Raw genomic sequence first — 13,083 nt, 5'->3', positions numbered from 1 at the left:
GCGGCTAGCAGCTCGGTACCGAGCCCTGCCCCTTCTCCAGTGCCACCAGGGAGTCCACCGCCCCCTTCAGGGTGGTCACCGGAACCAGTCGCAGCCCCTTCGGGAGTTCCGACTTCGCCTCGCGGCACTCTTCCTTCGGCACCAGGAAGACGGTCGCCCCGTCCCGCCGCGCGGCCTGTGTCTTCAGGGCCACGCCGCCGACCGCGCCGACGGTGCCGTTCGTGTCGATGGTCCCGGTGCCGGCGACGGTGCGGCCGCCCGTGAGGTCGCCGCCGCTGCCGTTGCCGTCCAGCTTGTCGATGATCCCGAGCGAGAACAGCAGCCCCGCGCTGGGCCCGCCGACGTCGGCCAGCTCCAGCGAGACCTTGACGTCCTTGTCGCTCAGCTTCAGGTACTTCAGCGCCGCCTGGGTCGCCGCGTCCTGGGACTGCCGCATCTGCTCGGCGTTGTGCTGCTCGATCTCCTTGACGCTGTTGCCGGTCGGGTAGACCGCGTCGCGCGGCATCACCGCCCGGTCCGTGCGGAACCAGCTGTCGACCACGTCACCGAGCGGTACCTCCGCGTCCGGGCCGGTCGCCTCGATGGTCGTCATCCGCAGCTGCCCGTTGGTGTTCCTGGTCGGCGCCCCGGAGATCGTGATCACCTCGGTGCCCCGGTTCTTGCCCAGCACGTTCGCCGTCATCCCGGGCTGCGCCACCGAGAACGGCAGCGGCGCGAACGCCGCCGTGGCGAGCAGGGCCACGACGGGCAGGGCGCAGACGGCGACGGCCTGGAGGCGCGTGAGACGAGAGAGCACGAGGTCAATCTAACGTGGCGGGCACTTCCGGCCACCGGCACGGGGCGGCCGGTTCAGCACGGGCCGGCGGGTCGGCCCGGGCCGGTCCGGTACAGGTCCCGGCGCTCCCGGGTGAAGCGGCGCAGGGCCTCGGGGAGCGGCGCGATGCCGATGCCCGGCGCGGTCGGGACGGGCAGATGGCCGTCCTGGAGCACGAAGGGCTCGGTGATGTCCTCGGCGAAGTAGCGGGAGGACGCCGAGGTGTCACCGGGGAGGGTGAAGCCGGGCAGGGCGGCCAGGGCCAGGTTCGGGGCGCGGCCGATACCCGTCTCCAGCATGCCGCCGCACCACACCGGCACGCCGTGTGCGTGGGCCACGTCGTGGATGCGACGGGCCTCCAGATAGCCGCCGACCCGGGCGGGCTTGACGTTCACGACCCGGCAGGCGTCCAGGGAGATCGCGGAGGCGGTGTCGGCGGCGTTGTGCAGGGACTCGTCCAGGCAGACGGGGGTGCTGATGCGCTGCTGGAGGCGCGCGTGGGCGTACAGGTTGTTCTCCTCCAGCGGCTCCTCGATCAGCAGCAGCCCGAAGTCGTCGAGACGGCGCAGATGCTCGGCGTCGGCGAGGGTGTACGCCGTGTTGGCGTCGACCTGGAGGGGCAGTGCCGTGCCGAAGCGCTCGCGCACCGCCCGTACCGGCTCGACGTCCCAGCCGGGCTCTATCTTCAGCTTGATGCGGACGTACCCCTCGGCGAGATAGCGCTCGACGTCGTCCAGCAGCTCGGCCAGGGAGTCCTTGATGCCGACCGAGACTCCGGCGGGGACCCGGTCGCGTACGGCGCCCAGGTAGGTCGCCAGCGGCATGCCGTGCGCGCGCAGCTCCGCGTCCAGGACCGCCGTCTCCAGCGCGGCCTTCGCCAGCTCGTGCCCCTTGATCTTCGCCATCGCGGGGGCCAGCGCGGCCGTGGTGAGGTGCGGGAGTGCGGCGACGCGCGGCAGCAGGAAGTCGCGCAGCACGATCTCGGCGCCGGCGGTGAACTCCGAGCAGTACAGCGGCTCGGGGTCGGCGGCGAACTCCGACCAGCCCTCGGCCGCGTCGGTGACGACGTGCAGCAGGAAGGTGTCCTTGGTCGTCATGGTCCCGAAGGAGGTGCGGAAGGGGGTGACGAGCGGGATCGCGACGTGGACGATCTCTACGCGCTCCAGCTTCATGCCGCTTCCTCCGTCCGGGTGAGCGTGTACCAGCCGTCGCGGGACATTCCGGTGGCCGTGAATCCCTCGGCGAAGGCCTCGGTGAAGACCTCGCGCACGGCGTGCCGCCAGCGCAGCGCCAGCACGGGGTCGGCGGTGCGCAGTTTCACGATGTCGTCCGGGACCCGGCAGTGCACCTGCCGGTCGGCGAGGTCGCGGCGGGCGAGGGCGTCGCCGTCGGGGGCGGTGTGGGTGGCCGGCGCCGCCTCGCGGTCGTCCGCCGTGTCGTACGACGGGGTCGGGGCCGTCAGGTTCCAGGTCACCGTCAGCCGGTCGCTCTCGTCGCCGTCGTTCACGCCGTCCGCCATCGGGCCGTAGAAGTCGACGAGGTACTCGGTGCCGGCCGCGCCCAGCTTGGCCAGGTTGAAGCGGGCGTTGCGGCCCACCAGCGGGTCGAAGGTCCAGCGCATGGTGCGGGCGCCGAGGTCCAGCGCCCAGGCGCGCTGGGCCTGCTTCACCGCGTACCCCAGGCCCCGGTCGGCGGCCGCCACCAGCGAGTAGGTCTCCTGGCCCGGGCCGAACACGGCCACGGACGCCCCCGCCGGCCGCTCCCCGTCGTAGACGGCATGCACGGCGCCGCCCGCGTGCACGAGGCTGTGCAGCACCTCGGCCGGGTAGGGGGGCGCGCTGCGGGGTGTCTGCCAGACGTCGCTGAAATAGGCGCTCACGGCGGCAAGCCCGGTGACGTCGTGGACGGTACGGATGGTGACTCCTGTCATGGTCAGAGTCTCGGAGGCGGAGGACCGGCGCGTGTTGTGCGAGTGGACAACACATGCGTACGTTCGTTTGGAGATCGGCCAATACTGCGGCCAGTACCGTCGGCCAATCCTGTCGGCCGGAGGCCGACGCCCTCGGCCGGTACCGGAAGGTGAGGACCCCATGGACGCCTGCACGCTCGGCGACCTCCTGGACGTCATCGGCGGTCCCTCCGTACGCCTGCACACCGCCCCCGCCGGACTGACCGTGCCGGTCACCGAGGCGGTGCTGTACGACGCCCACGCCCCGCTCCCGCAGTTGCCCGGCGCGCTGCTCCTCGCGGTCGGGGTGCGCGCGGCGGCGGCCGGGCCGCTGGTGCGGGCGGCCGCCGAGGCGGGGATGACCGGGGTGGTGGTGCGGGGGGCGGACGGTCCGGTCGGCGAGGCGGAGGCGCGGGGCGTGGCGCTGCTGTCGGTCGACGAGGACGCGGCCTGGCACCACATCCATCTGCTGCTGGCGTCCGCGATCGGTGCCCGGCCCGCCGCTTCCGGCAGCGGGCTCGGCGATCTGTTCGCGCTGGCCGACGCGATCGCCGCGGCGGCCGGCGGGGCCACCGCCATCGAGGACACCCGGCAGCGGATCCTGGCCTACTCGACCGTCCCCGGCCAGGTCGTGGACGAGGACCGCCGGCAGGGCATCCTGGGCCTCCAGGTGCCGCCCAGCTCGGAGAACACCGAGCAGTACCGGGTGCTGTTCGCGGCCGACCGGCCGGTGCGGCTGCCCGCGCTGCGGGACGCGGACCTGCCCCGGCTGGCGATGCCCGTCCGGGCGGGCGGCGAGACGCTCGGCTCGGTGTGGGTGGTCGACGACGGCATGCTCGCGCCCGACGCCGAGGAGACCCTCGCGCAGGGCGCCTCCACGGCCGCGCTGCTCCTGCTGCGCGCCCGGGCCGCGCAGGAACTGGCCCGCCACCAGAACAGCGATCTGCTGCGCCGGCTGCTGGAGGGCACGGCCGACGCGTCGACGGCCGGCCACCGGCTGGGGCTGGAGGGCGCCGTGCGGGTGGCCGCGTTCGTCCTCGACGCGGCGGCGAGCGTGCCGGACTCCGAGCGGACCGCCCTGCGTCTGCTGGACGTCGTACGCCTGCAGTGCGAGGCGCGCTACGGGCGGCACGCGTGCGTGCTGGCCGACGGGGTGGTGTACGCGCTGCTTCCGGCGCCCGGAGCCCGCCACAAGAGGTTGGCGGAGGACATCGTGCTGCGGGCCGGGCAGGCGCTGCGGGTGCCGGTGCGGGCGGCACTGGGCGAGGTGGTGCCGGATGCCGGCGGGGCGGCCGACTCGCGGGCGGACGCGGACCTGGTGCTGCGGGTGCTGGGCCCCGAGCTGCCGGTCGCGACGGTGGACGAGGTGCGCCCGCGCATCACCCTGCTGCGGCTGAGGGAACTGCTGGGCGAGCGGCGGGAGTTGAGCGCGGGCGCATGGCGGCGGGTGCTGGCGTACGACGCGGAGCAGGGCACGGACTATGCCCGCACCCTGGTCTGCTGGTTCGACGCGGGCTGCGACATGGCGGGCGCCGCCAAGCTGCTCGCCGTGCACCCCAACACCTGCCGCTACCGGCTGAAGCAGGCCCAGCAGCACATCGGGATCGACCTGGACGATCCCGACGAACGGCTGGTGCTGTGGCTCCAGTTGAGGGTCCTCGCGGGCCTCAGAGGAGCCACTTCCTGAGGCGGTCCTCGCACTCGCGCAGGTGCGCCACGGGGACGTACTCCCCCGCCGTGTGCGCGAGTGACGGGTCCCCGGGACCGTAGTTGAGCGCGGGCACGCCCAGCGCGGCGAACCGGGCCACGTCGGTCCAGCCGAGCTTGGGCCGGGGCTCGGCGCCGAGCACGGCGACGAGGTCACCGACCTGCTCCAGGCTGGGCAGCGCCCCCGGCACGACCTCGGTGACCCGCACCTCGTACCCGGGGAACAGCCCGCGGACGTACGCCTCCGCATCCTCGGCCGAACGGCTCGGTGCGAAGCGGGAGTTGACCGTGACGACACACTCGTCGGGCACGACGTTCCCGGCGACCCCGGCCCGTACGGCCACCGCGCCGAGCCCCTCCCGGTACTCCAGTCCGTCGATGACGACGCGCTCCGGCACGTGGTCGTCGAGCCGCTGGAGGACACGGGCGGCCTTGTGTGCGGCGTTGACGCCCTTCCAGGCACGGGCGGTGTGGGCGCGTTCGCCCCGTACGACGATGTCGGCGCTGAGGATGCCCTGGCAGCCCGCCTCCACCCCGGCGTCGGAGGGCTCCATGAGGATCGCGAGGTCGGCCTGTTCCAGGAGGCCGGGCCGTTCGGCGGCGATCCGGCCGAGCCCGTTGCGCTCGCCCTCGACCTCCTCGCACTCGTAGAAGACGTAGGTGAGGTCGAGCGCCGGGTCCGGGACGGTGGCCGCGAGCCGCAGCGCCACGGCCACCCCGCCCTTCATGTCGCAGGCGCCGAGTCCGTGGACGCGGTCGTCGGCGAGCCGGGAGGGGAGGTTGCCGGCGGCCGGGACGGTGTCCAGGTGCCCCGCGATCACGGCCCGTCGGGGGCGGCCGAGCCCGGTGCGGGCGACGACCGAGTTCCCGACGCGTTCCACGGTGAGGTGGGGCAGGGCGGCCAGGGCCCCCTCCACGGCGTCCGCGATCGCGGCTTCCTCGCCGCTCTCGGAGGGGAGGTCGACGAGGGCCCGGGTCAGGTCGACGACGTCGGCGGTGAGATCCAGGGAGGTCATGCGAGGTCATGCGGGGACTGGTTGAGATGGTCGAGCTGGTTGAGCTGGTTGAGCTTGGAGTGCCGGATGCCGTAGCAGCCGTAGACGACGAGGCCCACCGCCATCCACACCCCGAAGGCGATCCAGGTGTCGGCGCCGAGGCTGAACAGCATGTAGGCGCAGAAGCCGACGCCGAGCAGGGGCGTGACCGGGGAGAAGGGGACGCGGAAGGAGCGGGAGGCCCCGGGGCTGCGCCGGCGCAGGATGACGACCGCCAGGTTGACCAGCATGAAGGCGAAGAGGGTGCCGATGCTGGTGGCGTCGGCGAGGCTGCCGAGCGGGACGAGCGCGGCGAGCACCGCGATGAAGCCGGAGACGATGACCGTGTTGGCGCGCGGCACTCCGGTGCGCGGATGCACCTTGGCGAACAGCGGTGGCACGAGACCGTCCCGGGCCATGGCGAACAGGATGCGGATCTGCCCGTACTGCACGGTCAGCACGACGCTGGTGGTGGCGACGACGGCACCGATGGAGAGCAGGACCGGCCAGACGTTCCCGCCGCCGACGGCGTGCACCAGCACCTGGCTCAGTGTGGCCTCGGTGCCCTCGAACTTCGTCCACGGCATGGCGCCGAGCGCGGCGACGGCGACGAGGACGTACAGGGCGGTGACGAGGACGAGGGACAGGATGATGGCGCGCGGCAGGTCCCGCTGCGGGTTCTTGGCCTCCTCGCCCGCGGTGGAGGCGGCGTCGAAGCCGATGTAGGAGAAGAACAGGGAGGCGGCACCGGCGCTCATGCCCGCGGCGCCGAGCGGGAACAGGGGCTGGAAGTTGCCGGCGTGGAACGCCGTGAAGGCGACCGCGCAGAACATCACCAGGGCGGCGATCTTCACCGCGACCATGATCGTGTTGGCGACGGCGCTCTCCTTCGCGCCGCGCAGCAGCACGACCATGGCGAGGACGACGATGAGGGCGGCGGGGATGTTGAGCGTGCCGCCGAGTCCGGGCGGGGCACTGAGCGACTCGGGCAGGGTGACGCCGAGGGTGAGGTCGAGCAGTTCGTTGACGTACTGCCCCCAGCCCACCGCCACGGCGGCCACGGACACCCCGTACTCCAGGATCAGACACCAGCCGCACACCCAGGCGACGAACTCCCCGAGGGTGGCGTAGGCGTAGCTGTACGACGAGCCCGAGCCCGGGATCATGCCGGCCAGTTCGGCGTAGGAGAGGGCCGAGAAGAGCGCGGTCACCCCGGCGAGCACGAAGGAGACGACGATGGCCGGGCCCGCTTCGGGGACGGCCTGCCCGAGCACGACGAAGATGCCCGTGCCGAGGGTCGCGCCCACGCTCAGCAGCGTGAGCTGTGCGACCCCCATGGTCCGCCTGAGCGGGCTGCCCTCGGCCTCACCGACGAGCGAGCCGACGGCCTGCCGCCGGGCGAGGCGGCCTGCCGGCCTCGTTTCCTGTCCGGCTCTGGGCCGTGTTCCGACTGTCTCCACCGTGTCGTTCCCTCCGCCGTGGGGCTGTTATGGCCCCTGATGATGCGGAGGGACGACGAAGCCGGGGTGAGGGGATCGGCCAAAGGTGGAGCGGGCCTATTTGTGGATCGGCCAAAGAATTCACGCTTGCCGTGCCGGGAGGATCCACTAGCGCAACGCTTCGGCAACCTCCCGGGCCGCGTCCACGACCCGCGGCCCCACCCGCTCGGGCACGGAGTCCGCCAGCATCACGACACCGACGCTGCCTTCCACGCCCGTGACGCCGAGCAGGGGCGCCGCCGCCCCGCTGGCACCCGCCTCCAGCTCACCGTGCGTCAGGGTGTATCCGGGCTCCGTCAGCGGCGACTGCCGTGCCGAGAGGATCGCCCGGCCCGCGGCTCCCCGGTCCAGCGGATGCCTGAAGCCCGCGCGGTACGCGACGTGATAGTCCGTCCACGTCGGTTCGACCACCGCGACGGCCAATGCCTCCGTGCCGTCGACGAGCGTGAGATGGGCCGTCGCCCCGATGTCCTCGGCCAGTGCTCGCAGGGCGGGCAGTGCCGCCTCGCGTACCAGCGGATGCACCTGCCGGCCCAGGCGCAGCACTCCCAGCCCGACCCGGGCTCGCCCGCCCAGATCGCGCCGTACCAGCGCATGCTGTTCGAGCGTGGCCAGCAACCGGTACACGACGGTCCGGTTCACGCCCAGTTTGTTGGAAAGCTCGGTGACGGTCAGCCCGTGGTCCGTGTCGGCCAGCAGCTTGAGGACGCGCAGTCCCCGGTCGAGCGTCTGAGAGGTCTCCGCGGTCACGACGCCCACTCCTTAAGTGGTGAGGTCGGCAACCCCTTCGCGGCGGATGCGTCGCAGAGTCCCGTCGGCGACGCGCTTCAGAGGCCGCCGATCGGCATGGCGGCCCGGAGGCTCCGGGCCAAGTCGCTTCACGGCTGCGCTCCGCGGCGGCGCTGCCACGGGGCGTGTGCGTAGCGGGACATTAGCGAAGCCGGTTCGCTGAGCGGAAGCCTCCGTCCAGAATCCGGGCAAGACCAGATCCGGCCTGCCTACATTCGTCCGGATACGCACACGGCTCCGCGCGGCAGGGGTTCGGGGCGAAGCCCCGTCACGATCACCTCTTGACCCGCCGAGACGGGCGAGTACGTGGGAAGAATCGCTGAACCCAGCGGAGCGTCACCGCATGCGGGTGGCCCACTCCTGCACCTTGGCGATCCGCTGCCTCAGCTGCCCGGCCGTCGCCTCGGCGCTCGGCGGCCCCCCGCACACCCGGCGCAGCTCGGTGTGGATCACCCCGTGCGGCTTGCCGCTCTGGTGGACGTAGGCGCTCACCATCGTGTTGAGCTGCTTGCGCAGCTCCATCATCTCCTTGTGGCTGACCACCGGCCGCCGCTCGGCGGGCAGTTCGAGCAGGTCGGCGTCGGAGTCGGGCTTCTTGCGGCTGTGCGCGATCTGCCGGGCCTGCCGCTTCTGGAGCAGCAGCTGCACCTGGTCGGGTTCGAGGAGCCCCGGAATGCCGAGATAGTCCTGCTCCTCCTCGCTCCCCGGGTGAGCCTGCATGCCGAACTCGGCGCCGTCGTAGAGCACCCGGTCGAAGACGGCATCGGATTCGAGGGCCTCGAAGGGGAGCATGTCCTGCTCGCCGGTGTCCTCGTCCTGCTCCTTGTTCGCCTCCTCCATCTCCTTCTCGGACTCGGCGTACGGGTCCTCCTCGCCCTCCTTCTTCGGCTTGTCGAGGGCGTGGTCCCGCTCCACCTCCATCTCGTTGGCGAAGGTGAGCAGGTCGGGGATGGTCGGCAGGAAGACGGAGGCGGTCTCGCCGCGCCGCCGGGACCGTACGAAACGGCCGACCGCCTGCGCGAAGAAGAGCGGTGTGGAGATGGTGGTGGCATAGACCCCGACGGCGAGCCGGGGCACGTCGACGCCCTCGGACACCATGCGGACGGCGACCATCCAGCGGTCGTCGCTCTCGCTGAACTCGTCGATCCGCTTCGAGGCGCCGGTGTCGTCGGAGAGGACCAGCGTGGCCTTCGAGCCCGTGATCTCGCGGATCAGCTTGGCGTAGGCGCGGGCCGAGTCCTGGTCGGAGGCGATGACGAGGGCGCCCGCGTCCGGGATGCCCTTTCTGACCTCGGTCAGCCGCTGGTCGGCTGCGCGCAGCACGCTGGGCATCCACTCGCCGCGCGGGTCGAGGGCGGTGCGCCAGGCCTGGCTGACGGCGTCCTTGGTCATGGGCTCGCCGAGCCGGGCGGCGATCTCGTCACCGGCCTTGGTCCGCCAGCGCATGTTGCCGCTGTAGGAGAGGAAGATCACCGGCCGGACGACATGGTCGGCGAGCGCGTTGCCGTAGCCGTAGGTGTAGTCGGCGGCGGACCGCCGGATCCCGTCCGTCCCCTCCTCGTACGTCACGAAGGGGATGGGGTTGGTGTCGGACCGGAAGGGCGTACCGGTGAGCGCGAGCCGTCGCGTGGCCGGCTCGAAGGCCTCCAGACAGGCCTCGCCCCAGGACTTGGAGTCACCGGCGTGGTGGATCTCGTCGAGGATCACGAGGGTCTTGCGCTGCTCGACCCGGTTGCGGTGCAGCATCGGGCGCACGCCGACACCGGCGTAGGTGACCGCGACCCCGTCGTAGTCCTTGCCGAGCGGTCCGGCGCTGTACTCGGGGTCGAGCTTGATCCCGATCCGCGCGGCCGCCTCCGCCCACTGCTTCTTCAGGTGCTCGGTCGGCGCGACCACGGTCACCTGCTGCACGACGTGGTGGTGCAGCAGCCAGGAGGCGAGGGTGAGGGCGAAGGTCGTCTTGCCCGCGCCGGGGGTCGCGACCGCGAGGAAGTCGCGCGGCTGCTCCTGGACGTACCTCTCCATCGCCCCCTGCTGCCAGGCACGCAGCTTGCTGGCGGTGCCCCAGGGAGCGCGGCCCGGGAAGGCCGGGGAGAGGTGGTGGGAGTGGGAAGCGGCGGTGGTAGTCACGGTCTCCGTGGGAAGGTTGGGCGGGTCGGCTACGTATGACAACCGGGCCACCCTACCGGCGGCCCCTCGGTGTCAACGCCCGGACGAGGCCCGGTCCCCCGTGGGTGGGATCCACGTCACAGGGCACGCAACCGCCGCGCGATCACCGCGACATCGCTCTCCTCGCCGGAGGCAACGTCGATGACCAGCTCGTACGCCGCGTCCTGGTCCACGCCGTCGAGATCGACGCCGTTGACGGCCAGGAAGGTGGCCGCGGCCAGCCAGGCGGTGCGCTTGTTGCCGTCGACGAGGGGGTGGTTGGTGGCGACGGCGTGGAGCAGCGCGGCGGCCTGTTCGTACCGGTCGCGGTAGGCCGCCGTACCGAACATCCGGGCGCGGGGCCGGTGTACGGCCGAGGCGAGCAGCCCCGGCTCCCGGGCCTCGGGCGCCCGTCCCCCGAAGGCGACCTCGGCGAGCGCGGTGACCTCGGCGACGGTGAGGTGACGGGTCATTCGCCGAGCCTCCTCAACAGCTCGGCGTGCGCCCCGGCCAGCCGCTCGGCGACGGCACGCACGGCGTTCTCCTCGTCATGGAGATGCCTGCGTACGGCGTCCAGCGCGACGTCCTCCGGCGTGCGCCCCTGGGCGTCCGCGAGGTCGTCGAGGGCCTGCCGGGTGACGGGGTCGAGGGGGAGGGTCAGCTCGGGCCGGTGCATGCGGGGAGGGTAGGCCGGGAGGTCGGGGCCGGGCGATCGGTTTACGACTGCTGCCAGGCGATCGGTTTACGGCTACTGCCGGGCGATCGCTTTACGACTGCTGCCGGGGCGCCCGCCACGTACGGCTGCGGAGCGCCCGCCAACGTACGCCTGCGGGGCGCCCGCCACGTACGGCTCACTCACCGCTCCCGCAGCCGTGTGGTCACCCACGCCCCGATCAGGGCCACCCCGGCCATGGGCAGGAACACGGCGGCGAAGGCTGCCGGATGCGACCCGGAGCCGTCGCCCGCCGCCGTGGCCGTGGCGTGTGCCGCGCTGCCGCCGCCCAGGGTCGCGAACGCCGCGCCGGCCACCGCGAGGAGGACGACATTGGAGAGGGCGTCGGAGATCTGCAGGGCGGCGGAGTTGGCGCCGGCCTCCTCCGGGGCGGAGAGGTGCAGCAGGAGCACCCCGGCGGAGGCGATCACCAGCCCCATGCCGAAGCAGCCGAAGGCCCAGGCGACGGCGAGGATCCACACGGGCACGGTGTGGATCAGCACACTGGGCGCAGCGGCGATCGCGGCCGCGACCAGCACCATCCCCACGGTCATCAGCCGCTCCCGGTACGGCTCCACCCGCGGCCGCGACTGCACCCACGACCCGAGCGCCCAGGTCACCCCGCCCGCCGCGAGCGAGAACCCGGCCAGGGTCGGCGACAGCCCCCGTTGGGTCACCAGCATCAGCGGCACGAACGACTCCGCGGCGATGAAGGACCCCGCGGCCACCCCGCGCAGCAGCACGACGGACGGCAGCCCGCGCGCGGCCCGGTAGGTACCGCGCGGCAGGAGCCCGAGCACGGCCGGCACGAGGAGGGCGGCACCCGCGAGCGCGGGGAGCACGGAGAGCCACCGCAGATCCTGCGCGGCGTACTGGAGCAGCCCGGCGCCGAGCGAGATCCCGAGGGCGAGCCGGATGCGCCGCCGGTCGAACGAGGGACCAACGGCTTCCGCCGCGCCCGCGTCGACCGGCCCTCCGGCCCGCTGCCGTATCTGCGGCGTGGCGAGCGCCAGCGGGAACACGACAAGCACCGGTATCCCGATGAACACCCACCGCCACCCGAGATGCTCGGTCACGGCCCCGGCCGCGAGCGGCCCGACGATGGACGGCACGACCCACCCTGCGGCGAACGCCGCCAGGATCGCGGGGCGCAGCCGCTCCGGATAGGCACGCCCCACGACGACGTACAGCGCGACGATCACCAGGCCGCCGCCGAGCCCCTGCACGGCGCGCCCCAGGATGAACAGCCACATCGCACCGGCGGTCCCGGCCACGACCAGTCCGGCGGCGAAGGCCGCGATGCCTGTGGTCAGCGGCCCCAGCGGGCCCCGCCGGTCCGACCACTGCCCCGAGAGCACCATCCCGAACAGACTGGTGGTGAAGTACCCGGAGAAGGCGAACGCGTACAACGCCAGCCCGTCCAGTTCCCGCGCCGCGACCGGCATCGCCGTCCCCACGGCGGTCGCCTCGAAGGCGATCAGCAGGACGACGGACACGATCCCGATACTGAGCGCACGGTACGACCGCCCCAGCACACTCTCGTCGGCTCTGTCGGCGGGTTCCTCGGCGACTTCGGCGTCGCGCGGCTCAAGGGCGGTCATGGTCGCCAGGGTAAGCCGCACAGCCCCGCTTTGCCCCTGTCGCGAGCCGCCCCCGACCTCGGACCTTGGTCCTGGACCCCTCGTTCATGAACGCCACATGGCAGTCCCATTGCAGCCCCCACGCTTCCCTTGAACCGCCCACGGACCCCGCCCTACGTTCATCCCACGCACACGGCCGTGTGCCCGAGTGGATCAGGGGCTCGCCTGCACTGCATCCATCAGCGAGCTCCGCCCGCGGGGAGTTACGTGGGTTCGAATCCCGCCACGGCCTCTGAATTCCGTGTCGTGCGGCGTGCCCACAGCCAGGGCGCCAGTTGGGCGGCGCCGAATGCCGTTTCCGCGGTGAAGAAGATCCACAGGAGGTCGACGCCGCCGTGGGTCGCGGCGTAGGACTGCCACAGGGCGAACAGGGTGCGGGCCAGGCCGTCCAGGAGGCCGTGCAGTGGGAGGGGGCTGGTGATCCGCAGGAGGGCCCAGACGACCACCACCGAGCCCAGCAGGTTGGCGTACAGGGTCTGCATCGGGTCGAGGGCGGGCAGGGTGCCCAGGCCCGTGGCCTCGCCCAGCGAGGACAGCGCGTCGTGCAGCAGGGCGTAGGTCCACGGTGTCGCGAACCCCGCCGTGATGACGAGGTCGTACCAGGCGCTCGCGCGTACGAGGCGCAGATAGGCGGGGTGGGACGGGGAGGGGAGTCGGTGTCGGTGCCGATTTCGGTTTCGGTTTCGGTTTCGGTTTCGGTTCACGATGACCGACGCTAAACAGTGGAGTACTGTCCAAGGTCAAGCCCAACAAGCCCACCAGCCCGTCGAGTCAAGGATCCGGGGGAGGGTC

General features: G+C 72.4%; 12 protein-coding genes and 1 tRNA gene. 2 read left to right on the top strand and 11 right to left on the bottom strand.

The window, feature by feature from the left end:
- Positions 1 to 4 precede the first annotated feature (4 nt).
- The 3 genes from ACZ4EG_RS00495 to ACZ4EG_RS00485 are packed head-to-tail and all read right to left on the bottom strand — an operon-like array spanning position 5 to position 2,744.
- Positions 5 to 796, bottom strand: a complete 792-nt coding sequence (locus tag ACZ4EG_RS00495; RefSeq protein ID WP_467789014.1) for a S16 family serine protease — start codon at positions 794 to 796, stop codon at positions 5 to 7.
- 53 nt (positions 797 to 849) lie between these two features.
- Positions 850 to 1,986 (bottom strand): o-succinylbenzoate synthase, encoded by a 1,137-nt coding sequence (gene menC / locus ACZ4EG_RS00490; protein ID WP_467789013.1) that lies wholly within the window; start codon positions 1,984 to 1,986, stop codon positions 850 to 852.
- The gene (locus tag ACZ4EG_RS00485; RefSeq protein WP_467789012.1) at positions 1,983 to 2,744 is read right to left on the bottom strand and encodes a chorismate synthase; all 762 of its coding nucleotides are present in this window, start codon (positions 2,742 to 2,744) and stop codon (positions 1,983 to 1,985) included. The genes menC and ACZ4EG_RS00485 overlap by 4 nt, the downstream gene beginning before the upstream one ends.
- A 160-nt stretch (positions 2,745 to 2,904) precedes the next feature.
- Here ACZ4EG_RS00485 and ACZ4EG_RS00480 point away from each other — a divergent pair, with 160 nt between their 5' ends.
- A complete protein-coding gene (locus ACZ4EG_RS00480) occupies positions 2,905 to 4,449 on the top strand; it encodes a PucR family transcriptional regulator (RefSeq protein WP_467789011.1) in 1,545 nt (514 codons plus the stop codon).
- Here ACZ4EG_RS00480 and dapE read toward each other — a convergent pair.
- From dapE to ACZ4EG_RS00445, 7 genes are all read right to left on the bottom strand, one after another.
- Complete coding sequence (gene dapE, locus ACZ4EG_RS00475) at positions 4,430 to 5,485, bottom strand: succinyl-diaminopimelate desuccinylase (protein ID WP_453557199.1); 1,056 nt, start codon at positions 5,483 to 5,485, stop codon at positions 4,430 to 4,432. The two genes, ACZ4EG_RS00480 and dapE, sit on opposite strands and share 20 nt — an antisense overlap.
- Entirely contained in the window at positions 5,482 to 6,963 is a 1,482-nt protein-coding gene (locus tag ACZ4EG_RS00470; protein ID WP_467789010.1) for an amino acid permease, read from the bottom strand. The genes dapE and ACZ4EG_RS00470 overlap by 4 nt, the downstream gene beginning before the upstream one ends.
- Before the next feature lie 147 nt (positions 6,964 to 7,110).
- Positions 7,111 to 7,752 carry an IclR family transcriptional regulator gene (locus ACZ4EG_RS00465; protein WP_316754028.1) on the bottom strand — a complete coding sequence of 214 codons (642 nt, stop codon included), beginning with the start codon at positions 7,750 to 7,752 and terminating at the stop codon, positions 7,111 to 7,113.
- Between the two features lie 375 nt (positions 7,753 to 8,127).
- Positions 8,128 to 9,921 (bottom strand): DEAD/DEAH box helicase, encoded by a 1,794-nt coding sequence (locus ACZ4EG_RS00460; protein WP_453557195.1) that lies wholly within the window; start codon positions 9,919 to 9,921, stop codon positions 8,128 to 8,130.
- 116 nt (positions 9,922 to 10,037) lie between these two features.
- Positions 10,038 to 10,412, bottom strand: coding sequence for a type II toxin-antitoxin system death-on-curing family toxin (locus ACZ4EG_RS00455; RefSeq protein WP_467789009.1), 375 nt, complete (start codon positions 10,410 to 10,412; stop codon positions 10,038 to 10,040).
- Entirely contained in the window at positions 10,409 to 10,615 is a 207-nt protein-coding gene (locus tag ACZ4EG_RS00450) for a hypothetical protein (RefSeq protein WP_467789008.1), read from the bottom strand. Before ACZ4EG_RS00450 ends, ACZ4EG_RS00455 begins: the two co-directional genes overlap by 4 nt.
- Before the next feature lie 179 nt (positions 10,616 to 10,794).
- Entirely contained in the window at positions 10,795 to 12,252 is a 1,458-nt protein-coding gene (locus ACZ4EG_RS00445; RefSeq protein WP_467789007.1) for an MFS transporter, read from the bottom strand.
- A gap of 173 nt (positions 12,253 to 12,425) precedes the next feature.
- Between ACZ4EG_RS00445 and ACZ4EG_RS00440 the strand changes: the two genes are divergently transcribed.
- A tRNA-OTHER gene (locus ACZ4EG_RS00440) sits at positions 12,426 to 12,523 on the top strand.
- Here the strand turns inward: ACZ4EG_RS00440 and ACZ4EG_RS00435 are convergent.
- Positions 12,495 to 12,995: a hypothetical protein gene (locus tag ACZ4EG_RS00435; RefSeq protein ID WP_467789006.1), complete on the bottom strand. Its 501-nt coding sequence runs from the start codon at positions 12,993 to 12,995 to the stop codon at positions 12,495 to 12,497. The two genes, ACZ4EG_RS00440 and ACZ4EG_RS00435, sit on opposite strands and share 29 nt — an antisense overlap.
- Positions 12,996 to 13,083 lie beyond the last annotated feature (88 nt).

The sequence above is a fragment of the Streptomyces sp. NPDC025638 genome (assembly GCF_055558775.1).
The sequence above is the reverse complement of the archived record's forward strand: the minus strand, read 5'-3'. Positions and strand labels throughout refer to the sequence as shown.